Annotated in this window: 25 protein-coding genes and 1 tRNA gene; 12 read left to right on the top strand and 14 right to left on the bottom strand. The window is 62.9% G+C overall.

Annotated features, from left to right (window positions below; genetic code table 11):
- Positions 1–336: 336 nt before the first annotated feature.
- Complete coding sequence (locus tag JQ624_RS03070) at positions 337–1,446, top strand: hypothetical protein (RefSeq protein WP_212417334.1); 1,110 nt, start codon at positions 337–339, stop codon at positions 1,444–1,446.
- A 41-nt stretch (positions 1,447–1,487) separates the two neighbouring features.
- A complete protein-coding gene (locus JQ624_RS03065; protein ID WP_212417333.1) occupies positions 1,488–2,666 on the top strand; it encodes a TAXI family TRAP transporter solute-binding subunit in 1,179 nt (392 codons plus the stop codon).
- Between the two features lie 67 nt (positions 2,667–2,733).
- Here the strand turns inward: JQ624_RS03065 and JQ624_RS03060 are convergent, their stop codons facing one another.
- Both JQ624_RS03060 and JQ624_RS03055 read right to left on the bottom strand, forming a co-directional pair.
- On the bottom strand, positions 2,734–3,120 hold the full coding sequence (locus JQ624_RS03060; RefSeq protein WP_212417332.1) for a YkvA family protein: 387 nt from the start codon (positions 3,118–3,120) through the stop codon (positions 2,734–2,736).
- Between the two features lie 104 nt (positions 3,121–3,224).
- A complete protein-coding gene (locus tag JQ624_RS03055) occupies positions 3,225–3,548 on the bottom strand; it encodes a 4a-hydroxytetrahydrobiopterin dehydratase (protein ID WP_312014370.1) in 324 nt (107 codons plus the stop codon).
- A gap of 190 nt (positions 3,549–3,738) precedes the next feature.
- Between JQ624_RS03055 and JQ624_RS03050 the strand changes: the two genes are divergently transcribed.
- Positions 3,739–5,160: a TAXI family TRAP transporter solute-binding subunit gene (locus tag JQ624_RS03050; RefSeq protein WP_212417330.1), complete on the top strand. Its 1,422-nt coding sequence runs from the start codon at positions 3,739–3,741 to the stop codon at positions 5,158–5,160.
- 88 nt (positions 5,161–5,248) lie between these two features.
- Positions 5,249–6,823 (top strand): alkaline phosphatase, encoded by a 1,575-nt coding sequence (locus tag JQ624_RS03045; RefSeq protein WP_212417329.1) that lies wholly within the window; start codon positions 5,249–5,251, stop codon positions 6,821–6,823.
- A gap of 22 nt (positions 6,824–6,845) precedes the next feature.
- Here the strand turns inward: JQ624_RS03045 and JQ624_RS03040 are convergent, their stop codons facing one another.
- Positions 6,846–7,226 (bottom strand): response regulator, encoded by a 381-nt coding sequence (locus tag JQ624_RS03040; RefSeq protein WP_212417328.1) that lies wholly within the window; start codon positions 7,224–7,226, stop codon positions 6,846–6,848.
- Positions 7,227–7,432: 206 nt separating this feature from the next.
- On the opposite strand from JQ624_RS03040, the gene JQ624_RS03035 reads away from it, so the two are divergent.
- From JQ624_RS03035 to JQ624_RS03015, 5 genes are all read left to right on the top strand, one after another.
- Complete coding sequence (locus JQ624_RS03035) at positions 7,433–8,188, top strand: Crp/Fnr family transcriptional regulator (protein ID WP_212417327.1); 756 nt, start codon at positions 7,433–7,435, stop codon at positions 8,186–8,188.
- Positions 8,189–8,555: 367 nt separating this feature from the next.
- Positions 8,556–10,382, top strand: coding sequence for a translational GTPase TypA (gene typA, locus JQ624_RS03030; RefSeq protein WP_212417326.1), 1,827 nt, complete (start codon positions 8,556–8,558; stop codon positions 10,380–10,382).
- Positions 10,383–10,538: 156 nt separating this feature from the next.
- Complete coding sequence (locus tag JQ624_RS03025) at positions 10,539–11,795, top strand: NAD(P)/FAD-dependent oxidoreductase (protein WP_212417325.1); 1,257 nt, start codon at positions 10,539–10,541, stop codon at positions 11,793–11,795.
- Between the two features lie 267 nt (positions 11,796–12,062).
- Positions 12,063–12,323: a hypothetical protein gene (locus JQ624_RS03020; RefSeq protein ID WP_212417324.1), complete on the top strand. Its 261-nt coding sequence runs from the start codon at positions 12,063–12,065 to the stop codon at positions 12,321–12,323.
- A gap of 4 nt (positions 12,324–12,327) precedes the next feature.
- Positions 12,328–13,158, top strand: a complete 831-nt coding sequence (locus JQ624_RS03015; RefSeq protein WP_212417323.1) for a DUF3883 domain-containing protein — start codon at positions 12,328–12,330, stop codon at positions 13,156–13,158.
- Positions 13,159–13,168: 10 nt separating this feature from the next.
- On the opposite strand, the gene JQ624_RS03010 is transcribed toward JQ624_RS03015, so the two are convergent.
- From JQ624_RS03010 to JQ624_RS02995, 4 genes are read right to left on the bottom strand one after another with little or no spacing between them, the layout of a single operon-like run.
- Entirely contained in the window at positions 13,169–13,579 is a 411-nt protein-coding gene (locus tag JQ624_RS03010; RefSeq protein ID WP_212417322.1) for a thiol-disulfide oxidoreductase DCC family protein, read from the bottom strand.
- On the bottom strand, positions 13,576–14,895 hold the full coding sequence (locus tag JQ624_RS03005) for an SDR family oxidoreductase (protein ID WP_212417321.1): 1,320 nt from the start codon (positions 14,893–14,895) through the stop codon (positions 13,576–13,578). The genes JQ624_RS03010 and JQ624_RS03005 overlap by 4 nt, the downstream gene beginning before the upstream one ends.
- Positions 14,896–14,901: 6 nt before the next feature.
- Complete coding sequence (locus JQ624_RS03000) at positions 14,902–15,369, bottom strand: DUF2269 domain-containing protein (RefSeq protein ID WP_212417320.1); 468 nt, start codon at positions 15,367–15,369, stop codon at positions 14,902–14,904.
- Complete coding sequence (locus JQ624_RS02995; protein WP_212417319.1) at positions 15,366–16,265, bottom strand: S9 family peptidase; 900 nt, start codon at positions 16,263–16,265, stop codon at positions 15,366–15,368. The genes JQ624_RS03000 and JQ624_RS02995 overlap by 4 nt, the downstream gene beginning before the upstream one ends.
- Before the next feature lie 288 nt (positions 16,266–16,553).
- On the opposite strand from JQ624_RS02995, the gene JQ624_RS02990 reads away from it, so the two are divergent.
- Both JQ624_RS02990 and ppa read left to right on the top strand, forming a co-directional pair.
- Positions 16,554–17,063: a GNAT family N-acetyltransferase gene (locus JQ624_RS02990; RefSeq protein WP_212417318.1), complete on the top strand. Its 510-nt coding sequence runs from the start codon at positions 16,554–16,556 to the stop codon at positions 17,061–17,063.
- Positions 17,064–17,151: 88 nt separating this feature from the next.
- Complete coding sequence (gene ppa, locus JQ624_RS02985) at positions 17,152–17,682, top strand: inorganic diphosphatase (RefSeq protein ID WP_212417317.1); 531 nt, start codon at positions 17,152–17,154, stop codon at positions 17,680–17,682.
- A gap of 219 nt (positions 17,683–17,901) precedes the next feature.
- Here ppa and folD read toward each other — a convergent pair whose 3' ends face one another.
- The 3 genes from folD to JQ624_RS02970 are packed head-to-tail and all read right to left on the bottom strand — an operon-like array spanning position 17,902 to position 19,441.
- On the bottom strand, positions 17,902–18,786 hold the full coding sequence (gene folD / locus JQ624_RS02980; protein WP_212417316.1) for a bifunctional methylenetetrahydrofolate dehydrogenase/methenyltetrahydrofolate cyclohydrolase FolD: 885 nt from the start codon (positions 18,784–18,786) through the stop codon (positions 17,902–17,904).
- A gap of 1 nt (position 18,787) precedes the next feature.
- Positions 18,788–19,120, bottom strand: a complete 333-nt coding sequence (locus JQ624_RS02975) for a DUF167 domain-containing protein (protein WP_212417315.1) — start codon at positions 19,118–19,120, stop codon at positions 18,788–18,790.
- Positions 19,121–19,150: 30 nt separating this feature from the next.
- Positions 19,151–19,441: a YggT family protein gene (locus JQ624_RS02970; RefSeq protein WP_212417314.1), complete on the bottom strand. Its 291-nt coding sequence runs from the start codon at positions 19,439–19,441 to the stop codon at positions 19,151–19,153.
- Positions 19,442–19,623: 182 nt separating this feature from the next.
- Between JQ624_RS02970 and JQ624_RS02965 the strand changes: the two genes are divergently transcribed.
- Positions 19,624–19,699: transfer RNA gene (locus JQ624_RS02965), tRNA-Ala, on the top strand.
- A 139-nt stretch (positions 19,700–19,838) separates the two neighbouring features.
- Here JQ624_RS02965 and JQ624_RS02960 read toward each other — a convergent pair.
- From JQ624_RS02960 to JQ624_RS02945, 4 genes are all read right to left on the bottom strand, one after another.
- Entirely contained in the window at positions 19,839–20,651 is an 813-nt protein-coding gene (locus JQ624_RS02960) for an enoyl-CoA hydratase (protein WP_212417313.1), read from the bottom strand.
- A 22-nt stretch (positions 20,652–20,673) separates the two neighbouring features.
- Entirely contained in the window at positions 20,674–21,180 is a 507-nt protein-coding gene (locus tag JQ624_RS02955) for a nuclear transport factor 2 family protein (protein WP_212417312.1), read from the bottom strand.
- Between the two features lie 108 nt (positions 21,181–21,288).
- Positions 21,289–22,089, bottom strand: a complete 801-nt coding sequence (locus tag JQ624_RS02950) for a glutamine amidotransferase (protein ID WP_212417311.1) — start codon at positions 22,087–22,089, stop codon at positions 21,289–21,291.
- Positions 22,090–22,256: 167 nt separating this feature from the next.
- The gene (locus tag JQ624_RS02945) at positions 22,257–23,036 is read right to left on the bottom strand and encodes an SDR family oxidoreductase (RefSeq protein ID WP_212417310.1); all 780 of its coding nucleotides are present in this window, start codon (positions 23,034–23,036) and stop codon (positions 22,257–22,259) included.
- Positions 23,037–23,075 lie beyond the last annotated feature (39 nt).

Below are 23,075 nucleotides of genomic sequence, written 5' to 3'. Positions count from 1 at the left end.
CCGTTGAATTTTTGAATTGTTGTCCGCTTGAAAAAGCTCGAACGGCCCGTGCGATGCGCGGGCCGCGGAGGTGTGTCGCGATGTGACGCATGCCTCGATGTCATGTCACCGAGATAATTTCTCGGTAACAATGCGTGTTCCAAAACCCCCTTATGCCGCTTCTCTGCCTCAATCATACCAAAATATCTCCCAATTCACCCCGGCCGCCGTCGTTTTTTGAACCCATTCCGTATGCGACTTTAACCATCAGTAAAGGGCGCCCTGTACGTCAACAAAAGCAAGAAGTAGGTGCAGGGGACGCCCGTCGTTGCGTTCAAGTAGTGGGGAGCATCAACCATGGCGGAGAATACCAGACCGGTTCAGTCAAGAGATCCGTTTGACCGGTTCGACGAAGCCATCAGCGATCCTCGGTTGTATGAAGCCGATCAATCTCGATACGAGCAGCTACGAGCGCAGCTACGGTACGAGCCGCAGCATGAGCCGCAACCTCAATATGAGCAGCCCGAATACGAGCGGCCTCAATACGAGCAGCCCTTTGCGCTGTCGTTTGAGCGGACGGATGTGCTGCCGGAGGAGCTGCCGTCACACGAGCCGGTACCGCTTTTCCTCTCCAACTACGAGGAGGAGGCCCATCAGCAGCTTTCCGAATATGCTTTCGCGAGCGGCAACCGACGGTTCGGCAGCGGCGGGCTGAAGAAAGCGCGCGCGGGGCGCATCGTAACCGGCGTGGTGGTGGTGTCGGCGATAGCGGCCGTTCTCGCGCTGTTTTCCATCGACTCGACGCGCGCCGTCATCTTCAACGCCTCGCTCGGCGGTGGCGGCGGCAGTGCACCGCCGCCCGCTCAGCTTGCCGCGGCGGTGCCGGAGCCTGCGCAGCCGCAGCGCAGCATTGCAGCGCCGCCGCTCGCCGCCGAACCGACCGGCGCGGAGGTTGCGGCCGCACGCCGCACGCCGCCCAATGCGCTGGCATCGGCATCGCCGTCCCGCGACGAAATCGCCGCCGCCTATCAGAGCGCGCTCAAGGGCAAGGTCGCGGTGCCTGAGCCTGTGGCGCGGGACGCTTCCCGCGAGGTCGCTGCGGTAACGCCAGCGGCCCCGGTCGTCGCGGTCGCTCCGGCCGTTCGCGAGCCCGTTCCGGTGACGCGTGAGGCGGTTCCGGCAAGACGCATCGATCCGGACGAGCTTGCGGCGCTGCTGAACCGGGCGAAGAGCCTGCTTGCGATCGGCGATATCACCTCCGCCCGATTGCTGCTCGAACGGGCCGCGGACGCACAGGAGGCGGAAGCGGCGCTGATGCTGGCGGGGACGTATGATCCGCTGGTGCTGGGCAGCCAGGATTTGCGGAGTGTCACAGCAGATCCGGCGGCGGCGCGGGTTTGGTATCAGAAGGCCGCCCAGCTCGGTTCGGCGGACGCGAAACGGCGGCTCGGTCAGCTGCAGAACTAGGCAGAACTAGGCACTTACTCAAGACCAGCGCAGAGGTATCTATGCGACATTTGTTCGGAATGGCATTGCTTGCCATAACGATGGCATGCAGCAACACGGCGGCCCAGGCCGCAGAGACGGAATACGATCCGGCCAAGGTCAGCGATAGCCTGAAGGCCATTTTTCAGTTCGGCTCGGTCGCCACCAAGCAGGCGCTGAACCAGAACACAGTCACGCTTATCTCGGGAACGATCGGCGGCACCTATGTGCAGTTCGGTGCCGATCTCGCTTCCGTGCTCGACGACGGAAACAAGTTGCGCGTACTTCCGATCGTCGGGCGCGGCTCCGTGCAGAGCGTCGCCGATATCCTGTTCCTGCAGGGCGTCGACCTCGGCATCGTGCGAGCGGACACGCTCGACTATCTCGAGAAAAAGGGCTTTGCGAAGGACATCAAGAAGCAGTTCACCTATGTAACCAAGCTTTACAATGAAGAAATGTATGTCATCGCGTCGAAGTCGGTTACCAATGTGAGCCAGCTCAACGGCAAGAAGGTCAGCGTCGACCTTCCCAACGGCGGCACCTTCGTCACCGCGGCGGTCGTGTTCGAGCGGCTCGGCATCAAGCCGAACTTCCTCTATATCGAACAGCGCATTGCGATGGAGAAACTGAAGGCTGGCGAGATCGACGCCGTGATCGCCTGCGGCGGCAAGCCGTACAAATCGGTCAGCGCGTTTAAGGACGACCGCTTCCACCTCGTTCCGGTCGACTATGCGCGTCCGCTGCAGACCGACTATCTGCCCGCAACCCTTACGTCGAAGGATTATCCCAACCTGATTGCGGAAGGGGAGAAGGTCGATACCATCGCGGTGCCCGCGGTGCTCGCCGCCTACAACTGGGCCCCCAACACCGACCGCTACCGCAAGCTGGCTCAGTTCGTGGACGCGTTTTTCACCAAGTTCCCGACGTTCCAGAACCCGCCGTTCCACCCGAAGTGGAAGGAGGTCTCGCTGTCGACGCCGTTGCCCGACTGGCAGCGTCTGCCGGTCGCCGAACAATGGCTCAAGAGCCACAACGTCGAGGCCGTGACGCGCGCCAGGTTCGACGAATTCCTGAAGCAGAGCCCGGCGACCGCGGCAAGCGTCAAGACGGATGCAGACAAGGAAACCCTGTTCAAGCAATTCCAGGCGTGGGAGGCCGAGCGGGGCGCAAGAGCGCAGGCTCACCCGCCGGCACAGCGCTAAGGAAAACGCATCAAATCAAAAATCCAGGGCCCCGTTCCGATTCACATCGAACGGGGCTCTTCGCTATTCAATCCGTCGCTTCGGCGGCGTCGATCCCGCGCTTTAAGGCGGCGCGGGCGGCATCGCGATGCTCCTGCGTGATGTGGCCGGCGACCATGCGGATGGCGGTGGCCAGGATGGCGGCATCGTCGGTAAAGCCGAGCAACGGCAGCATGTCCGGCATGAAATCGAACGGCAGGATGAAATAGGCAACGGCGCCGAGCAGCGCCGCCTGCACGTGACGCGGCGTCTCTTTGTCGAACGCACAATAGTAAGCGGCGAGCAGATCCTCGGCAAAGGGAAGCTGCGCCACCACCTGCTTGAATTTGATCCAGAAGCGCCGGCGCACGCTCTCGCGGTCCTGCGCCAGCCGGTCGGCCGGTTCGAAACCCACGGTGTGATCGGACGATGCCATCGCGGCGCTCCTCGGAACCCGGCGCGGCGGATCGCCGCGGCCGCTCGTATGATTCAAGAATTGGGGATGTCCGCCCCGCCCTGCAAGATCATGGGCGCACGAACTCAGGTGACGCCCAATTGCCTCGCGATCGCATTCATCGCCTTGGCCAGATCGATGTCGAGCCGGGTGACGCCGCCGGCGTCGTGGGTCGCCAGCACCACTTCCACCGTCTTGTAGACGTTCTTCCATTCCGGATGATGGTCGTTCTTTTCCGCCACCAAAGCGGCGCGGGACATAAATCCGAAGGCTTCGTTGAAGTCTGTGAAGGTGTAGGTCCGCGCGATCGCCTCGCGTCCCGGCGTCTCGGACCAGCCGGGAAGTTCCGCCAGCGCCGATTTCCGCGCCTCCGCCGACAGCCGTTCCGCCATGATCGCCTCCCGTTTCAAACCGCCTCTACCCTAACACCGAAGACCGCATCGGGGATCCCCAGCCCCGGAACAGACCGCAACTGGCCTCTTGGGGGCACCGGTAACCATGACGGAGATGTAACAATGGTTAAGCGGGAAATTTGCTAGAGTACGCGTGTAAGTGTGCCGGCGGCATGAAATTGCACCTCCAACGATCATCCAGGGATTGATGAGCGACGGCCCCCTCCTTTCGGAAAAGCCGGCCCCACCCTCGCCCCGCTCAGCGAAACGACGGCTGACCTTCGTCACGCTGGCCGGCGTGCTCGCCATCGTCGGCGCGCTGGTTGCTGGCTATTACTTCGCCATGCGGCCGGTGACCCTGCGGATCGCCGTCGGCCCCGCCAACAGCGACGACCTCAAGGTCGTTCAAGCCCTGACGCAGGCCTTCAACAACCAGCGAAACAGCGTGGTCCGGTTGCGCCCGGTGCAAACCGATGGCGCGCTGGCGAGCGCCAACCTGCTCGGAGAAGGCAAGGCCGATCTCGCCATCATCCGGGGCGACCTCGATGTGCCGAAGAATGCGCAGGCCGTGGCGACGCTGCGCAAGAACGTCGCGGTGCTGTGGGTGCCGCCTGCGGCCAAGACCAAGGGAAAGAAGGCCGCGCCCGCCATCACGAAAATCGGCCAGCTCGCCGGACGCCGCATCGGCGTCGTCGGCCGCACCCAGGCCAATGTCAATCTGCTCAAGGTGATCCTGCGGCAATACGGCGTCGATCCGGCAAAGGTCGAAATCATCCAGTTCCCCGCCAACGAAGCCGCTGAAGCCATTCGTAACCAGAAGGCGGACGCCTATCTCGCCGCCGGCCCGGTCAACAGCAAGATCACAACGGACGCGATTGCCGCCTCCGCGCGCGACGGCGGCACGCCGAAATTCCTCGCGATCGATTCGGCCGAGGCGATTGCGCAGAACCATCCCGCCTACGAGGCCTCCGACATCCCGGCCGGAACATTTGGCAGCGCGCCGAGCCGGCCCGAAGAGGAGATCAAGACAATCAGCTTCTCGCACCACATCGTGGCGCGCAGGGGTGTTGCAGAATCGACCATCGCCACCTTCACGCGGCAGTTGTTTGCGATCCGCCAGACGCTGAAGACCGAATTTCCGCTGGCGGCCAAGATCGAGACGCCCGATACCGACAAGGACGCCACGATCCCCGTTCATCCCGGCGCCGCAGCCTTTGTCGACGGCGAGGAAAAAACCTTTCTCGACCGCTACAGCGATTACATCTGGTGGGCGTTGATGGCGCTGTCGGCGATGGGTTCCGCCGGCGCCTGGTTCGCCGGATATCTCAAGAAGGATGATCGCAGCATCAACACGTCGCAGCGCGACCGGCTTCTCGACATGCTCACTGCCGCCCGCCAATGCGATTCGATGGAAGAGCTCGACCGGATGCAGTCGGAAGCCGACGCCATTCTGCGCGACACGCTGCAATGTTTCGAGCACGGCGCGATCGAGGATGGCACATTGACCGCGTTCAACATCGCGATCGAGCAGTTCCACAACGCGGTGGCCGACCGCAAGGCGTTGTTGATGAGCATGCCGCAAAACCTGCAACGGGCGAGCGCGCAATTCCGCGCAGCCGGCAACGCCTGATCTGCAAATCCGGTAATCCAACCGTCATCAATTCTTTCTAGGTCTGTCGGTGCTATCGTCGCATCCGCCAGATCCGAAAGAGGCTCGCATGACGTTCAGGATTTCCCGCAATGATCGCCGCGGAATTTCGCGGCGCCGTTTTCTCTCCACCGCGGGCGCCGGCGCTATCAGCGCCCTTGCGATGCCTTATCTCAGCCGCGCCGACGACCGGCCGGTCGTCACCTCCGGCGTGCAATCCGGCGATATCGGCGCCGATGGAGGCGTGGTGTGGGCGCGCGCCGATCGCCCCTCGCAAATGCTGGTCGAGGTCGCCACATCGGAGTCCTTTGCCGACGCACGGGCGCTGCCGCCGATCGCGGCGCTGCCCGAAAGCGACTTCACCGCAAAAATGCTGCTGGAGAACCTGCCTGCCGGACAGCAGATTTTCTACCGTGTCCGGTTTCGCGACCTCGCGCATATCGGCATCGAAAGCGAACCGGTAGTCGGACGGTTCCGCACCGCCCCTCGCGATCGCCGCGACGTCAGTTTCGTCTGGGGCGGCGACGTTGCCGGACAGGGCTGGGGCATCAACCCGGACGACGGCGGCATGCTCACCTTCGCCACCATGCGCAAGCATCGCCCGGATTTTCTGCTGCACTCCGGCGACACCGTCTATGCCGACGGACCGATCAAGAGCGAGGTGACGCTTCCCGACGGCAAGGTCTGGAAGAATCTCACGATTCCGGAGAAGGCAAAGGTCGCCGAAACGCTCGACGAATTCCGCGCCGCGCACAGGTACAATTTCATGGACGAACATCTGCGCGCGTTCAACGCCGAAGTGCCTGTGTTCGTGCAGTGGGACGACCACGAAGTCACCAACAACTGGTCGCTGTCGAAGGAATTGCCCGCGACCTACAAGGAACGCAACATCGCCCTGCTCGCCGCCCGCGCGGCGCGCGCATTCCACGAAATGTATCCGATGCGCGAGAGCATCGCGGAGCCGGGACGGGTCTATCGCACGCTGAATTACGGTCCGCATCTCGACGTGTTCATGCTGGATGAGCGCAGCTATCGCGGCCCCAATGGCGCGAACCAGGAGACGGCCTACGGGCCGGAAAGCTTCTTTCTCGGGCCTGCGCAACTCGCCTGGCTGAAACGGGGGCTGATAAATTCGCGCGCCACCTGGAAGGTGATCGCATCCGACATGCCGCTCAGCATCATCGTCTATGACGATGCGCCCAACAAGAAGGGCTCGGAGGCCGTTGCGCAGGGCGATGGGCCGCCGCGCGGCCGCGAACTGGAGATCGCCGACCTCCTGCGCTTCATCAAGACATCAGGCGTCGTCAACACGGTGTGGCTGACGGCGGATGTGCACTACGCGGCCGCGCACTACTACAATCCCGACAAGGCGCAGTTTCAGGAGTTCGACCCGTTCTGGGAGTTCGTCGCCGGGCCGCTGCACGCCGGCACGTTCGGCCCGAACGAACTCGACAACACCTTCGGTCCCGAACTGAAGTTCATCAAGGCGTCGGGACCCGGCAATCAAAACCTGCCGCCATCGGCCGGCATGCAGTTCTTTGGCCATGTCAGGATCAACGGCGCCAGCGGGCAGATGACGGTGACCTTGCGCGACCGCGCCGACGTGGCGCTGTGGTCGACAACGCTCGATCCCAAGCCCGTGTAGCCGTCGCGACGGCCGCAATCGCTCAAGGCCTGCTGCAACCGTTCTTCAAGAGCGCCTGCAGCGCGTCGGTCGAATAGGGCTTGGGCAGCCGCGGCCTCGTCGCGAACGCCGCCGGCAGCATCGTGTCGGCGCCATAGCCGGTGACGAAGGCAAACGGAATCTTGAGTGCCTCCAGCCGTTCGGCTACGGCAAAACTCTTCTCGCGGATCAGGCTGACATCGAGCAGCGCGAATTCCGGTGGCCGGTCGGCGATCATATCGAGCGCTTTGGCCACGTTCGCGGCGGCCCGCACCGTCTTCACGCCAAACCCCAAAATCGTGTCTTCGAAATCGAGCGCAATGATTGGATCGTCTTCAACGATCAACACATCGTTGGGCATGCCGTCATAGGAGGCGGGTTCCATGTCTCTCGCCAGTTCAAGGTTCAGCATTTGATCAGAAGCCCGGGCCGAAGCCCCGGAAGGCGCAATGCCAGCCGACGCCCATAATAGCGCATCGCCGGTTCCGGAACCGAAACCACCATATGTAAGTTGCTACCGTCTGTCCACTAGTGAACACATAAACCGCTTTGGACCGATTATTGTGCTCCGGCGGGGAGCAGGAACCTTCAATGATTTCGCGACAGGAAGACACGGCCGGCGAGCGGCCGTTCAACAATTTGCTGCGCCGCCTGAACGACGCCGATTTTGCGTTGATCGAACCGCACCTCGTCCCGGCCGACGCCGCTCCGAACGACCTGCTCTACAGCCCCGGCGACCACGTCGAGACCGTGCACTTTCCCTGCGGTCCCAGCCTCGTGTCCTACATGGTGACCAACGAGGACGGCCGCGATGTCGAGACCATCCTGATCGGCCGCGAAGGCGCCGTCGGCGGCATCGTCAGCCAGGGCTACCTTCCGGCGTATACCCGCATCACCGTCAAATTCGCCGGGCCCTTCGTGCGGATGCCGGTCAGCAAGCTCGATGCGGCGAAACTGAAGTCGCGCACCCTGAACAACATCTTCGCGCGCTATGCCGACTGCATGCTGGCCCAGATCTTCCAGTCCACCGCCTGCAATGCCATCCATTCAATCGAGCAGCGCACGGCGAAATGGATCGTTTCGGCGATGGAACGCACCGACGGCGACGAGGTCGTGCCGCTGACTCACGAGCAATTGGCGACCCTGCTCGGCGTCGGCCGCTCCTATACCAGCCGGGTCATTCAGACCTTCAAGGCGGAACGCACGCTGGAGACCCGGCGCGGCTCGATCCTGGTCCGTAACCCGGATGCGCTGCGAAACCGGTCCTGCCAGTGCAATGAGGCGGTCAAAGCCCATTTCGAGGAGGTCTTGCGGGGGGTCTATCCCGACCCCGAAAAGGGCAATTAAGGCCGCGGACGCGCCCAAAATCGGCTAACCAAATGGCAAACAAACCATTGTTTTTTGGCGTTTTCTGAATATATTGCGCCGCAACGCGTAAGGTATTGCCCGGTCCTTTTGGCCGGGCTTCCTTTTTGGGGGAAAAGCGCCCCCGGAGCATGATCCGGAAAAGTGGGTACCGGTTTTCCCTCGGGACAAACGCGGTACGCGTTTGCCCGGAGATCATGCTCGAACAAAATAGATGGAGCGGGATGACGATTCGAAGAAGCGTCATCACGCGCCGGTATTCCAGGTTTTAGAAGCGCGATCCGGAAAAGTGGGTCCCGGTTTTCCGGTGAGATCGCGCATTCACCTTTGCACGACCAGAAGAAGAGCCATGAACCTTCGTAACGTCGCCATCATCGCCCACGTCGACCACGGCAAGACCACCCTCGTCGACCGCCTGCTGCAGCAATCCGGCACCTATCGCGAGAACCAGAAGGTGACCGAGCGCGCAATGGACTCCAACGACCTGGAGCGCGAGCGCGGCATCACCATTCTGGCCAAGGCCGCCTCGGTGCAGTGGAAGGACACCCGCATCAACATCGTCGACACCCCCGGCCACGCCGATTTCGGCGGCGAGGTCGAGCGCATCCTGAACATGGTGGATGGCGCGCTGGTGCTGGTGGATGCCGCCGAAGGTCCGCTGCCGCAAACCAAATTCGTGGTCTCCAAGGCGCTCAAGGTCGGGCTGAAGCCGATCGTCGTCATCAACAAGGTCGACCGCCCCGACGCCCGCCCGACCGAGGTCATCAACGAGGTGTTCGACCTGTTCGCGGCGCTCGACGCCAGCGAGGAGCAGCTCGATTTTCCGATTCTCTACGGGTCGGCCAAGCAGGGCTGGATGGCCGACAGCCCGGACGGTTCGCACGATGCCGGCATGCAGCCGCTGTTCGACCTGATCGTGCGCCATGTCGCGCCGCCGACCGTCGAGGAGGGCCCGTTCCGGATGATCGGCACCATCCTCGAAGCCAATCCCTATCTCGGCCGCATCATCACCGGCCGCATCACCTCGGGCTCAATCAAGCCGAACCAGCAGGTGAAGGTGCTCGGTGCCGACGGCAAGACCATCGAAACGGGGCGTATCACAAAAATCCTCGCCTTCCGCGGCATCGAGCGCACCCCGCTCGATGAAGCCGAAGCCGGCGACATCGTCGCCATCGCAGGCCTCACCAAGGGCACCGTCGCCGACACCTTCTGCGATCCCAGCGTCGAAACGCCGCTGGTGGCGCAGCCGATCGATCCGCCGACGGTTTCGATGTCGTTCATCGTCAACAACTCGCCGCTCGCCGGCACCGAAGGCGACAAGGTCACCTCGCGCATGATCCGCGACCGCCTGCTGCGCGAAGCCGAAGGCAATGTCGCGCTCCGCGTGGTCGAGGCTTCCGACAAGGATTCGATGGAAGTCTCCGGCCGCGGCGAATTGCAGCTCGCGATCCTGATCGAGACCATGCGCCGCGAGGGCTTTGAGCTCTCGGTGTCGCGTCCGCGCGTCGTGCTGCAGAAGGACGAGGCCACCGGCCAGTGGAAGGAGCCAATCGAGGAAGTCGTGATCGACGTCGACGAGGAGCATTCCGGCGTCGTCGTGCAGAAGATGAGCGAGCGCAAGGCCGAGATGATCGAGATGCGCCCCTCCGGCGGCAACCGCCTGCGGCTGGTGTTCTACGCGCCGACCCGTGGCCTGATCGGCTACCAGGGCGAATTGCTCACCGACACCCGCGGCACCGCGATCATGAACCGCCTGTTCCACGGCTACGCGCCCTACAAGGGCGACATCCAGGGCCGCCGCAACGGCGTGCTGATCTCCAACGATCAGGGCGAAGCGGTGGCTTACGCGATGTTCAAGCTGGAAGACCGCGGCCCGATGATGATCGAGCCGGGCTGCAAGGTCTACAAGGGCATGATCGTCGGCGAGCACACCCGCGACAACGACCTCGAGATCAACGTGCTCAAGGGCAAGCAGCTCACCAACATCCGCACCACCTCCAAGGACGAAGCGGTGCGCCTGACGCCGCCGATCCGGATGACGCTGGAAAAGGCGCTGGCCTATATCGAGGACGACGAGCTGGTCGAAGTGACCCCGAAATCGATCCGCCTGCGCAAGAAGTTTTTGGACGCCAACGACCGCAAGCGCGCGGAAAAGGCCAAGGAAGCGGTGGCGTAAGGGCCTCCTGTCCATCGAAGAAACCGTCATGGCCGGGCTTGTCCCGGCCATCCACGTCTTCGATACTGCGACAAAAGAACGTGGATGCCCGGGACATCTCGCGCGAAGACGCGCTTCGCGCTTTTGCTCCGGCGTGACGATGAAGCAGACGACGTAATGTCCCTCCCCTCCTCAGTCGATATCGCGATCATCGGCGCCGGCGCCGCGGGCCTCGGCGCTGCGAATGCGCTGAAGAATTCCGGTCTCTCCACCATCGTGCTGGAAGCGCGCGACCGCGTCGGCGGCCGGGCGCATACCATCATGGCCTCGCCTGACGTCACCTTCGACGTCGGCTGCGGCTGGCTGCATTCGGCGGACCAAAACTCCTTCGTCCAAATTGCCGAACAGCTGAATTTCGAAATCAACAAGGCGCTGCCGCCCTGGGGCGAGCGCGCCTATGGCAAGGCGTTTCCGCAGGACGACCGCGACGACTTCATCCGCGCGCTGAACGCGTTCTACGATCGCGCCGAGCAAGCCGCTGATGAGGCCGAGCGAAGCGGCCGCGACGGCCCCGCCAATGCTTGCCTCGAGCCCGGCAACCGCTGGAACCCGATGATCGATGCGATCTCGACCTACATCAATGGCTGCGAGCTCGATTCCGTCTCCCTTCTCGATATGGACGCCTATGAGGATACCGACCTCAACTGGCGAATCCGCCGCGGCTACGGGGCGCTGATTGCCGCCTACGGCGCGACATGTCCACTCGCGCTCAATTGCAAAGTGACGCTGATCGATCATTCGGCAAAGCGCATCCGCATCGAGACCTCCCGGGGCACGCTGACGGCCGACAAGGTCATCGTCACCGTGCCGACCAACCTGATCGCCGACGAGACGATCCGATTTCACCCGCCCCTGCCGGCAAAGGTCGACGCCGCGCGCGGCCTGCCGCTCGGCCTTGCCGACAAGGTGACGCTCGCTTTGGACGAGCCGGAGGCGCTGCCGAAAGAAGGCAATCTGCGCGCCGCCACCATGCGCACCGCAATGGGCACCTATCACATCCGCCCATTCGGCCAGCCCTGCATCGAAGGTTTTTTCGGCGGCCGTTTTGCGCAATCGCTGGAAGACGCCGGCCCCGGCGCGCTCGCGGCGGAGAGCATCAACGAGATCGTCTCAATCCTCGGCAACGATTTTCGCCGCAAGCTGAAGCCGCTGGCGGAATCGCGCTGGGCTCATGATCCCTTCGCGCGCGGTTCGTACTCGCATGCGCTGCCGGGACATGCGGGGGATCGTGCGATACTGGCCGCGCCCGTCGACGGACGATTGTTCTTTGCGGGAGAGGCGACCTCACCGGATTTTTTCACGACCGCGCATGGGGCACGGGACAGCGGAGAGAGGGCGGCGGAGGAAGTGATGGCGGCGCTCGCGGGCCAATAAATCGGACTGGTAGGGTCGCCAAGGGGCACCCAGACACAAAATCTCGAAAACAACCCCATGCAAAGTAGAAATGGGGCAGGCTCGTGGTCCTCAGACCGGCTGGCGTTCGGAGCACGTAGATGGTCTTCGCCACTGCCAAGGCCAATTTCATCCTGCTCAAGTTACGGCTCGCGGTGAACAACGTTCCAATTGAACGTTGCTCAACTCTGGCGGACAAACTATCCTGCCCGTCTTAGCAGATCCTGTTGAGATAGGTGCAGGCTCCCAATGAACCCTCACAAAGATGGCTGGTCGTGGTCAGAGATCGGCTTCACAGACTGGCGACGCGTCGTCGATCTGCGGCTTGAAGAGGTCTATGCGATAACCATCGAAGATGCCGGGTTTGACGACGAGTTCTTGAAATCCCATTGGGAGGAAAAAGAGCCACCATTTGAGTTTGTACGATGGTTTGGCGAAAAGCACGATCTGGAGCCAAGAAAGCCAGTTTGGCTATATCCAGATCAAGTGGTGGCCCCGCATCAGTACTGACGAAATGGCCGACGGCGAACGCAACAAGGATTGGACGGTCGAGGAACTCGATCTGATCGTTGCTGACTATTACTCGATGCTGAGCGCCGAAATACGGCGGGTATCCTACGATAAGACCCAGCATCGGAAGGCTCTCATGGCCCAGATCGATCGCAGCAACAGCTCGATCGAATTCAAGCATCACAACATTTCAGCGGTGTTACAGCAGCTCGATTTGCCCTGGATCAACGGATACAAGCCGAGGGTACATTTTCAGAAGTCGATCGTGAACGCGATAGAGCGATATATCCTGAAACACCCGACCGCTCAGCATCCGGAAGCCTTGGCTGGGGCTTTCACTGAACGACCTCCGCTTTTCATAGAACCTCCTCCTTTGCTTGAGCAAAAGAAGGAACGGCCGGAGATCGTTCAACGACTCGTGCGGAAGTTCAATCCTGCCGAGCGCGATTTCGTCAATCGCAGGCTCGGGCATGACGGCGAAGAAATGATCTTCAATTTTGAGCAGCAGCGTCTGCGGCAAGCGGACAGACATGACCTTGCAAGAAAGGTCCGCTGGATATCTAAAGAGGAAGGTGACGGTGCCGGCTACGATATTTTGTCTTTCGATCAAAAAGGCCGTGAACGGTTTCTTGAGGTAAAGACAACCGTCGGCTCGCAGACTGCTCCATTCTATCTGACGAGGAACGAGCTATCGTTTTCAAAGGAAAGGCCGACGGAATTTCGGATTTGCCGACTGTACGATTATTCAAAGATTCCCCGAATGTTCGAGATTGCGCCTCCGCTGGACAAATTCATTCATCTTGAGCCCCTGTCATTTGAAGCATCTTTCAAGTGAAGCCGTAATCCTACTCCATCACCCGCGCCCTCATGCTCGCATCCGGCACGAAGCACTCCTCATACTTCCCGAAAATCCGGTACCGGTTTCGCGCGACCAGCGTATAGACGCCATCGCGCAGTGGCTTCGGCACGGCGAACAATGCCCGCGTCCACCGCCAGCCGGGCAGCGAGCCCAGCACCATTAATGCGGCGTCGGATTTGAAATACGCGACGCCGCCATGGACGACGGCATTGGTATCGGGATCATCGGGATCGATACCGAACGCCTGCGCCAGCCGCGTGCCGTAGGGCGACTGGATCGCGGTGAAGCGGAATCTCCGCTCGGTGTCGCGGGTGGCGACGAAGCGGACCCAGCGCGAGCAGAAGATGCAGACGCCGTCATAGAGGATCACGTCGTCGTCGGGCCAGCCTCCGGTCATCTATTATCCAGGGTCAGCAGCGCCACCAGCATCAGCACCACGGCGGGACCGGTCTTCACCAGCGCGCCGAGCGGCTCGATCCAGAGGTCCGGCGTCAGGATCGCCGCGCCGATCATATAGCCGAGCGAGGCGACGATGCCCGCGATCAGACCCGATGCCGCGGTGCGGCGGAACGCGATCAGCACGCCGATGCTCATATCCATCAGGCTTGTGCCAATTGTGACGGGAGCGACGAGCCACGGCGGAAAGCCGTGGCTATGCAGGATCCCTGCCGCCGCGTCATAGGAAATCACCAGCGCAATGAAGCCCGAGACGACCCAGAACAGCACGAGGCTTGCGACCATCAGCGCCTTGATCGGGAACAGCCGGGCAAACCATTTGTCCTGGATGGTCGCCAGGCGTTTTCCGGCCATCTGTTCGATGCGCTTCGGCACGATGCCGGTGGCGGCCATCCAGCCGACCGGGTCGCCGTTTACGCCGCGGCGCAGCTCCGCTATCGCCGTGGTTCGCATCGGCGGCATCCAGCCGAGCAGGCTCGTGAGGTCGCCGAGCCTGGCGCCGAAATCGAGCAAGAACACCGGCATCACAATGCGCCGCCATCTGCCGGTGCCGAATACCTCGCGGAATTGATCGATCACGTCACCGAGCGTGACCGGCTGCTCCTGCATCAGGTCCCACGTCACGGCGTTCGCCTCGCCGGGATCGCGCGCCGCGAGCCAGGCGATGGTCGCGGCAATGTCCTCCATGGCGACCGGCTGGAATGGCGCGGCACGTTCGGCGGCCGGGAGATCGATCGGAAACGCCGCGAGCGAGCGCACCATGGCGCTGCCGCCATAGGCCGCAAGCGCCACCACGAAGCCCGGCCGCAGGATCGTGAACGCGACGCCGGATTCCGCGATCAGCCGCTCGGCCTCGCGTTTGGTGGTGCTGAAGGCGGTGCGGTCGGTCTCGGTCGTGCCGGGAATCGAGACATGCACCAGCCGGATCGCACGGTCGCTTTCGCGGATCGCCTGCAACAACCGCGCGACGAAATCGCAATGCACGGCGGCCGTGTCGCTGCCGGGGCCGTCCTGCAGCACGCCAAGGCAATTGACGACGACATCGATGCGGTGATCGCGCAGCAGCCGCGCCAGCGTCGCCGCTACCATCGACATGACCGGCAGTTCGAGATCGAGCGCGGCGCGTTTCTGCGACGCGGGCAGTTTGCGGGCAACACCCACCACAGGAAATCCCCGCCCGCGCAGATCATCGGTGACGAAGCGGCCGATCAGGCCGGAGGCGCCGAGCACGAGGATTTTTCGGATGTCGGCGTTCATGCTTGCCTAGATCGGTTTGGCGATCATCAGCCAGAGAATAGCCATGACAGAGCCAAAACCGGGAATCCCGAACAGAAACCAGCGGTGGAAAAGTGTGAAATAGCGCGGCGGCAACCCCAGGTTCTGCTCAACCGCCTTGGCCGCGAGATCGCGCATTTCGATCTGCATGAAGATCACCGGCACCCAGAACAGTCCCGCAACCGCATAGAGCCCGAGCGAGGTCATCAGCCAGCGCTCGCTCCACATGGTAGAGGACAACCACATCAACACGCCGCCGCTCACCGGCTGCAGCAGCACCGCCGTCAGCGTGAACAGCATGTCGGCGATCACGACGGTCCCGGCCGTGCGCGCGATGAAGGCCGCATCCCGGCTGCGATGGGCCATCAGCATGAAGAACGCGATACCGGTGCCGGTGCCGAGAATGACGATCGCGCCGAGCACATGCAGGTATTTGACGAGGAAATACAGCGTCATCGCTTGGCCGCCGGGGTTGGAAATCGCGCCTTCAAGGCGCGATCGAGTTCGCCTCCGGCGAGTTTTACCCCGCCCTCGGTTTCCACCAGCCAGTGACCTTCGCTGCCATGCGCCGGCAGCACGCGAAAATCGGCCGTGCCGCCGGCGCCACGAAACGCGTCGACCAGTTGGCGCGAGAAAGCGGGCGAAAAGTAACTGTCATTGGCGGCCACCAGCCAAGTCACCTTCACGCGCGCAGCCTTGCCGAATTCGCCGGCCGCGGCCATCAGCGTATGCGGCGCGCAGACCCGGTTGGGAAAATCATTGGCATGCCCGCCGCGCCCCGGTGCGAACGCGACGATAGCGGCAATTTTCTTTGGGTCTTCGCCGGCCAGCGCCAGTGCGCCCCAGGCGCCGGCCGAATGGCCGATCACGACCATGGCCTCGGGGCGGATGAAGGGTTGCTTGCGCAGATGGCCGGCCGCGGCGGCGATCTCGTCCGCCGTGACGCGGCCAGACCTGACGTAATCAGCCTCGTCGCAGCCGCCTTGATCTTCGAGGTATTTTCCGCCTGTCGCGCCATGGCCCGGACGCTCGGGGACCAGCACGGCAAAACCGCGCGCCACCAGCCAGGCGGCGAGCGCGCGGTATTCGGGCTGCGGCATTTGCGCCCGTCGCAGCACGTTCTGGGTGGAGGCGTGCGCGATCACGGCAAGCGGAAACGGCCCCTCGCCGGGCGGCCGAAACAGCACCGCATGCGCCGCGGCGACAGGATCGGAAGAGGGCACCAGCCAATGCTGCAGCCGGTGAGGCTCGCCCTCCGCACCTTGCGCGCCAAGGGCGGGCTGCGCGGATGCGGCCTTGATACCGAGCGCGGCAACGAGAACCAGCGCACAAAGCAGCTTTGGCGGATGCATGAATGGGCCTGATACAGCCGAGGGAGGGCGCAATCCGAAGTCACCAACAGAATACCGCCGGCGAATCAAATCCAGCGCATTTTTCCGTGAACGGAATTCGCGGAGACGTTTTGCTGGATGACTCTGACAACCATTGCGCCCAGCATTCGTCAGGAAATACCGGTTAAGACAGGCCCGCTGTCCTCTTTCGGCACAGAACCACACATAACTGATGCAGAAAATCCACAGGTTAACCGATAATTAACGATGGACCTTGAAGCCGGCCCGCCGACTTGCTTTGATCAGCTTATGAGCACAACCCTGATCGAGGTCCGACCGGCCAAGGCTGCAGACGCAGCCGCGGTGGCGTCTACCCATGATGAAGCCTGGCGGTCCGCCTATCAGGGCATCATTCCCGGCGCCGAGCTCGAAAAACTCATCAACCGTCGCGGCCCGCAATGGTGGGACAGCGCGATCCGCAAAGGCAGCCGCGTCAGCGTGTTGGTGTTCGGTGACAGGGTCGCGGGCTACGCCAATTACGGCCGCAACCGCGCCCGCAGCCTGCATTTCGAAGGCGAGATTTACGAGCTCTATCTGCGGCCGGAATTCCAGGGCCTCGGCTTCGGCCGCCGCCTCTTCACCTCCGCCCGGCGCGATCTGATGCAGAGCGGGCTGAAGAGCATGGTGATCTGGGCGCTGTCCGACAACGATCCGGCGACGGAATTCTACCGCGCGCTCGGCGGCCGGATGGTGGCCCGCTCCTCGGAGAAGTTCGGGCCGAAGTCGCTCGATAAGGTCGCTTTCGCCTGGACTAATTGAGGCTTTCCCCTGCTCTGCTGCGGGTCTAAACGGACCCTAACGCGCGCCTGATTTCCAGGCGTGCCCCTTAACGCAAAGCGGAGCCCCTATGCGCATTGACGCCATCCCGATCGGAGTAAGTCCGCCACACGACGTCAACGTCATCATCGAGGTGCCAGTTGGCGGCGAGCCGATCAAATATGAAATGGACAAGGAAGCCGGCACGCTGGTGGTCGATCGCTTCCTCTATACGGCGATGCGCTATCCCGGCAATTACGGTTTCATCCCGCATACGCTGTCCGGCGACGGCGACCCCTGCGACGTGCTGGTCGCCAACACCCGCGCGATCGTGCCGGGCGCCGTGATGAGCGTCCGCCCCGTCGGCGTGCTGCTGATGGAAGACGAGGCCGGCGGCGACGAGAAGATCATCGCGGTGCCATCCTCGAAGCTGACCCAGCGCTACGATAAGGTCAGGAATTACAGCGACCTCCCCGATATCACGCTGCAGCAGATCCAGCACTTCTTCGAGCACTACAAGGATCTCGAGAAGGGCAAATGGGTGAAGGTGCTGCGCTGGGGCAACGCCGAGGACGCCCACCGGCTGATCCTGGAAGGCATCGAGCGGGCGAAGAAGAAGTAGGCGCTGCCTCTCGATCGAGAGCTATGCCGACAGGATCCGGTTTTATCGGCGACTTATCGAGAACGCGGCGGGATATCCGACTTCTCTGTCATTGCGAGCGAAGCGAAGCAATCCATCTCACCGCGGAAAGAAAGGATGGATTGTTTCGTCGCTTCGCTCCCTTGCGCAAATGCTTCGCGTTTGTCGTAGGCAATGACGAGGTGAGAAATGCGCGCTGCCTCACACGCCCGGCTTCGGCAGCCCGCGAATCGCACAGGCCGCGCGCAGCGTGTTGACCAGGAGGCACGCCACCGTCATCTGCCCGACGCCGCCAGGCACCGGGGTGATCGCGCCTGCCACCTCCGCCACTTCCTTGAACGCGACGTCGCCGACGAGGCGGGTCTTGCCATCGGGTAATGGCAGGCGGTTGATGCCGACGTCGATCACGGTGGCGCCCGGCTTGATCCAGCCGGCGCGCACCATTTCGGGCTTGCCTACGGCGGCATAGACCAGATCGGCGCGGGCGCAGAGTTGCGGCAGATCCTTTGAGCGCGAATGCGCGATCGTCACCGTCGCATTTTCATTGAGCAGCAATTGCACCAGGGGGCGGCCGACCAGGTTGGAGCGGCCGATCACGATGGCGTTCATGCCTTCCAGCGAGGCATGCACGCTCTTGGTCAAAATGATGCAGCCGAGCGGCGTGCAGGGCGACAGCGCGGCAAAGCCGCCGGCCAGCCGGCCGGCATTGTTGGGGTGCAAGCCATCGACATCCTTGGCCGGGTCGATCGCGTTGATGACGGTTTCGGTGTGGATCGATTTCGGCAGCGGCAATTGCACGAGAATGCCGTGCACGGCCGGATCGCCGTTGAGTTTTGCGATCAGCGCCAGCAGATCGGCCTGCGCGACATCGGCGGGCAGTTTGTGCTCGAACGAGGCCATGCCGGCGGCCTGGGTCTGCGTATGCTTGCTGCGGACATAGACTTCGCTGGCGGGGTCGTTGCCGACCAGAACCACCGCAAGGCCCGGCGTGAGCTGATGCTCGCGCTTGACCCGGGCGACCTCTTCCGCAACGTGGGCGCGAAGCTCCGCAGCAATGACTTTTCCGTCGATAATGCGTGCCGTCATCTCAATCCTTCGTCTTTTCCGGCTTGGCGGCGGTCACCTTTCGCAGCGTTTCGCCGAGAATTTTGGGATCCCCGCCGACGGCGACCTGCTTGAGGCGCGAGGTCGTGCCTGAAAGAATCTTCACCCTCGCCTTCGGCACGCCGAGCACTTTCGCCAGCAGTTCCGTGACTGCGCGGTTGGCCTCGCCGCCATCGGCGATGGCGCGGACACGCACCTTGACCACGGAGCGGCCGTTGGCGAGCGTTTCAATGCCGTCGATGTCGTCGCGCCCCCCGCGCGGCGTCACCCGCAATGCAATGCTGATGCCCTCGGTGGAATAGCGCCAGGGATCCATGAGCTATCCATCGGCGACCGGCGCCTGCGATCAGACGACGTTGGGATAGATGTAGTAGAGAATCACCCGCTGGACGAACATGATGACCAGGATCAGGATGATCGGCGAGATATCGAGCCCGCCCAGATTGGGCATGAACCGGCGGATCGGCGCCAGCGCCGGCTCGGTGATCCGGTAGAGGAACTCGGCCACCGCAGCGACGAACTGGTTGCGCGTGTTCACGACATTGAAGGCGATCAGCCAGGACAGGATGGCCGAAGCGATCAAAAGCCAGACATAGAGGTCGAGGACGATGATGACGATATCGAGGATAGCGCGCATGTGGCGGGGGCTCGCGAGGAGGGATATTTAGTAGATATCGGTTCATCCCCCCGCAAACAAGGGAAGTTCCCGGCAAAATGGCGCCAAAATCGATGCTTTCACCGTTCTTGACTTGGCCTTGGGCCGGACTGTAAATGGCGCCGATTGTCGATCGCTTCGGGTCACTTCGAAGCGGTCGCGACGGGGCCATAGCTCAGCTGGGAGAGCGCGTCGTTCGCAATGACGAGGTCGGCGGTTCGATCCCGCCTGGCTCCACCAGCCTTCGCTTGCTTCGCAAGCTACGGCTCGGCAAGCCTGCCCGTGCCCTATCGTAGCGAAGCAAGCGAAGGCTGCCGCGGCATAGCCCGACGGGCGAAGCCGGGCCTCGGCAACCCCGCCGTCGACCCAAACCTCCCCCTCACTTCCCCGTAAACCGCGGCGGCCGCTTCTCCACAAAGCTCGCCACGCCCTCCCGGAAATCGCTCCCCTTCAGCGCGATCTGCATTTCCCGGTTGGCGTCGATGGTGGCTTCCGCCAGCGTCTGGAACGGCACGTCGTAGAGCTGGCGCTTGATCACCGAAATCGCGCTGGGCGAGACGAAATCGGCCAGGTCGCGCGCATAGGCATAGGTCTGTTCGCGCAACTGGTCCGGCGGATAGAGCCGGTTGACCAGCCCGATCCGCAGCGCCTCCTCGCTGCTCACCCGCCGCGCGGACATCAGAAGATCGAGCGCATTGGCGTGGCCGACGATGCGCGGCAGCATCCAGCTGATGCCATGCTCGGCGATCAGCCCGCGGCGCGCAAACGAGGTGGTGAAGACGGTGTTGTCGGCGGCAAAACGCAGGTCGCAATACAGCGCATGGACGAGACCGATGCCGGCGGTGGCGCCGTTCAGCATGCCGATCACGGGTTTCGGGATCGCCGGATAGTAGGCATAGCGCGTCTGCCAGTCCGCCCGGCGGTTCATGTCGAACGGCGGGATGTTCTCGCCGCGCCTGATCTCGCTGGGATCGATACTCTGCAACGCCTCCATATCGGCGCCGGCGCAGAATGCGCGACCGGCGCCGGTGAGCACGATGACGCGGACGCTGTCATCAACGGCCGCCGCCTCCATCGCGTGGCGGACGTCGCGCTCCATGGTCGCGGTCCACGCATTCATGCGGTCGGGCCGGTTGAGCGTGATGGTCGCGATCTTGTCGCTCGCCTCGTAGAGAATATGCTGATAGTTCACCGCGACCTCCCTGTCGTTTCTGTCATTGACGTTTCGCGCGCGAGCCCTTGGGCCGCGCCAGATAATCTAACGTTTCCGGCCGCTCTTTGAGCCAGCCCGTCCAGCGCCGGAATACTTTCTCCATCCGCGCCGGCTCGACGCCGAGCTGCGCCATCGCGACGCCGCCATTGACGGACTCGCGATATTCCGCGATCAGCCCGTCGCGCACGAGAAAGCGGCTCATGCCGTCGATCACCACGCGCCGGCCCTCGAATTGAGGAATCGTGGACGTGAAGCTCGACAGCGACCACGCATAACCCTGACGGCCGTCGAATACGGGATCGAACATTTCCCAGCGGTAATCGGTGGCGTCGCGGTGAAACAGGTTCTGCATCATATGCGCGATGTCGGCGCGGCCTTGGTGCGGGCCGTAGATGTAGTCGTAATAGACGGCGTCTTCGGTGAAGTGGCTGGCAAAGCGCGCGCCATCGCCTGACTCCGCCGACAGCGTGAAATCACTGAGGAGCCGTGCGAACTCGTCGCCGGTCATGTCGCCTCCCATTGGCCTGCTGGTGTCCGCAGGCTTCAGGCAGCGACACTATCACATCCAGGAATTTTGAAAGATGCTCGCAGGCGCGGATGAAATTCCGCGCGGCGGCTATTCTGCCGCTTCCAGCACGATCGCGCGCGACGGGCGCGCGAGCCAGCCGGTGATGAAATTCTTCAGCCAAGCGCGTTCGATCGCGTCATGCACCGCGCGATCGGCAAAGTGAAGATGGCGCGGATGCGCGCCCGGCGAATCCATGCGGACGCACCCGCGCGTGGTCCAGCGATGCATCATGGCGTAGGTCACGTCGGGATGAAACTGGAAGCCGAACGCATGACCGTGCTGATACGCCTGCACCGGAAAATCGTCGCCTTCGGCGAGCAGTTTCGCCCCGCGAGGCAGTTGAAATCCTTCGCCGTGCCAGTGGTAGACGCGCTCCGGCCAGTCCGGGCACAGCGCATGTCCCGCCTCCGTCGGACGGATCGGATAGTAGCCGACCTCGACCCGGCCTTCATGATGCGGCGCGACCTGCGCGCCCAATTGTTTGGCAAGCATCTGCGCGCCCAGGCAGATGCCGAGAAACGGCCGTTGCTCACGCAGGGGAACTTCGATCCAGTCGATCTCGCGGCGGACATAATCGTCGGAGTCGTTGGCGCTCATCGGGCCGCCGAAGATGACCGCGCCGGCATGCCGGTCCAGCGTTTCCGGCAGCGCGTCGCCGAACCGCGGCCGGCGGATGTCCAGGGGATAGCCGAGCGCCCGCAGCGCATTGCCGACCCGCCCCGGCGTCGAGGTCTCCTGATGGAGAACGATCAGAACGGGCAAGAGGGGCGTCGCGTCAGGTGCAACCAGCGTCCTTTGGCCCGGAAAGGGCAGGATGTTGTCGCCAATTTTGCTCGACCGGAACGACATCGAAATTGCCTTGGGGCACCTCAAACCGAAACCATACCTAAGTGAGTCTTAATTTCGCGTGAGTTCACGCACGCTCAAAAGATTCCAAGCAAGTCGCGGGCCAGACGCCGCAGCCTGACCGGCGATGCCGGGAAGGGCAGGTTTTCGGCAGGGAAAGCAGCGCTTTCTCAGCGCTGGCGGAGCTGGAGGCGGCCAACGGCGCCGAGGATAAAGGAGCGCGGAAACAGCCGGAGCAGAAACGGCACGATCTTGATGCCGAGGCCGGGCATCACTGCCCGCTTGTTCGCCATCAAGCCGCGATAGGCCTGCTGCGCGACGTCGGCGGGCAAAACCTTGAGAACGGCCGAATCGAAACCGGGCCTGAACCCGGCGCGCGCCTGGAATTCCGACGGCACCGGACCGGGACAGAGCACCGTCACGCGCACGCCATGCGGCGCCAGCTCGGCCCGCATCGCCTCCGTGAACGACAGCACAAAGGCCTTGGTGGCGTAATAGACCGCCATTCCCGGACCCGGCAGAAAGCCGGCGATCGAGCCGACATTGAGCAAGCCGCCGCGGTTGCGGATCAGCTGGTCGGAGAACCGCAGCGACAGATCGGTCAATGCGTGGATGTTCACGGCGATCATGTCGAGCTGATCGGAACGATCGCGCTGGACTGCCCGGCCGAACAGGCCGAAGCCGGCATTATTGACGACGTACTCCACTTCCAGGCCGGCCGCGGCCAGAGCTTCGGCAATCCTGTCGCCGGAATCGGGCTGCACGAGGTCGCAGGGAATGACGATCGGAGCCGTGCCGCCCGCAGCCGTGATTTCGGCCGCCAGCGCTTCCAGGCGATCAGCGCGCCGCGCCACCAGCGCCAGACGATGGCCGTGGGATGCAAAAACGCGCGCCAGTTCGGTGCCTATTCCCGCCGATGCACCGGTAATCAGCGTCACACGTTCGGTCACGATTGAATGCTCTTAAATCAATTGCAGATAGCCGCCAGC

The organism is Bradyrhizobium sp. AUGA SZCCT0283 (assembly GCF_018130385.1).
Lineage (GTDB): Bacteria > Pseudomonadota > Alphaproteobacteria > Rhizobiales > Xanthobacteraceae > Bradyrhizobium.
The sequence above is the reverse complement of the archived record's forward strand: the minus strand, read 5'-3'. Positions and strand labels throughout refer to the sequence as shown.

Bases quoted from the DNA above. Each gene is read 5' to 3' on its own strand.
- JQ624_RS03070 (WP_212417334.1), top strand. From the start codon at position 337: ATGGCGGAGAATACCAGACCGGTTCAGTCAAGAGATCCGTTTGACCGG.
- JQ624_RS03065 (WP_212417333.1), top strand. From the start codon at position 1,488: ATGCGACATTTGTTCGGAATGGCATTGCTTGCCATAACGATGGCATGC.
- JQ624_RS03060 (WP_212417332.1), bottom strand. From the start codon at position 3,120: ATGGCATCGTCCGATCACACCGTGGGTTTCGAACCGGCCGACCGGCTG.
- JQ624_RS03050 (WP_212417330.1), top strand. From the start codon at position 3,739: ATGAGCGACGGCCCCCTCCTTTCGGAAAAGCCGGCCCCACCCTCGCCC.
- JQ624_RS03045 (WP_212417329.1), top strand. From the start codon at position 5,249: ATGACGTTCAGGATTTCCCGCAATGATCGCCGCGGAATTTCGCGGCGC.
- JQ624_RS03040 (WP_212417328.1), bottom strand. From the start codon at position 7,226: ATGGAACCCGCCTCCTATGACGGCATGCCCAACGATGTGTTGATCGTT.
- JQ624_RS03035 (WP_212417327.1), top strand. From the start codon at position 7,433: ATGATTTCGCGACAGGAAGACACGGCCGGCGAGCGGCCGTTCAACAAT.
- typA (WP_212417326.1), top strand. From the start codon at position 8,556: ATGAACCTTCGTAACGTCGCCATCATCGCCCACGTCGACCACGGCAAG.
- JQ624_RS03025 (WP_212417325.1), top strand. From the start codon at position 10,539: ATGTCCCTCCCCTCCTCAGTCGATATCGCGATCATCGGCGCCGGCGCC.
- JQ624_RS03020 (WP_212417324.1), top strand. From the start codon at position 12,063: ATGAACCCTCACAAAGATGGCTGGTCGTGGTCAGAGATCGGCTTCACA.
- JQ624_RS03015 (WP_212417323.1), top strand. From the start codon at position 12,328: ATGGCCGACGGCGAACGCAACAAGGATTGGACGGTCGAGGAACTCGAT.
- JQ624_RS03010 (WP_212417322.1), bottom strand. From the start codon at position 13,579: ATGACCGGAGGCTGGCCCGACGACGACGTGATCCTCTATGACGGCGTC.
- JQ624_RS03005 (WP_212417321.1), bottom strand. From the start codon at position 14,895: ATGAACGCCGACATCCGAAAAATCCTCGTGCTCGGCGCCTCCGGCCTG.
- JQ624_RS03000 (WP_212417320.1), bottom strand. From the start codon at position 15,369: ATGACGCTGTATTTCCTCGTCAAATACCTGCATGTGCTCGGCGCGATC.
- JQ624_RS02995 (WP_212417319.1), bottom strand. From the start codon at position 16,265: ATGCATCCGCCAAAGCTGCTTTGTGCGCTGGTTCTCGTTGCCGCGCTC.
- JQ624_RS02990 (WP_212417318.1), top strand. From the start codon at position 16,554: ATGAGCACAACCCTGATCGAGGTCCGACCGGCCAAGGCTGCAGACGCA.
- ppa (WP_212417317.1), top strand. From the start codon at position 17,152: ATGCGCATTGACGCCATCCCGATCGGAGTAAGTCCGCCACACGACGTC.
- folD (WP_212417316.1), bottom strand. From the start codon at position 18,786: ATGACGGCACGCATTATCGACGGAAAAGTCATTGCTGCGGAGCTTCGC.
- JQ624_RS02975 (WP_212417315.1), bottom strand. From the start codon at position 19,120: ATGGATCCCTGGCGCTATTCCACCGAGGGCATCAGCATTGCATTGCGG.
- JQ624_RS02970 (WP_212417314.1), bottom strand. From the start codon at position 19,441: ATGCGCGCTATCCTCGATATCGTCATCATCGTCCTCGACCTCTATGTC.
- JQ624_RS02955 (WP_212417312.1), bottom strand. From the start codon at position 21,180: ATGACCGGCGACGAGTTCGCACGGCTCCTCAGTGATTTCACGCTGTCG.
- JQ624_RS02950 (WP_212417311.1), bottom strand. From the start codon at position 22,089: ATGTCGTTCCGGTCGAGCAAAATTGGCGACAACATCCTGCCCTTTCCG.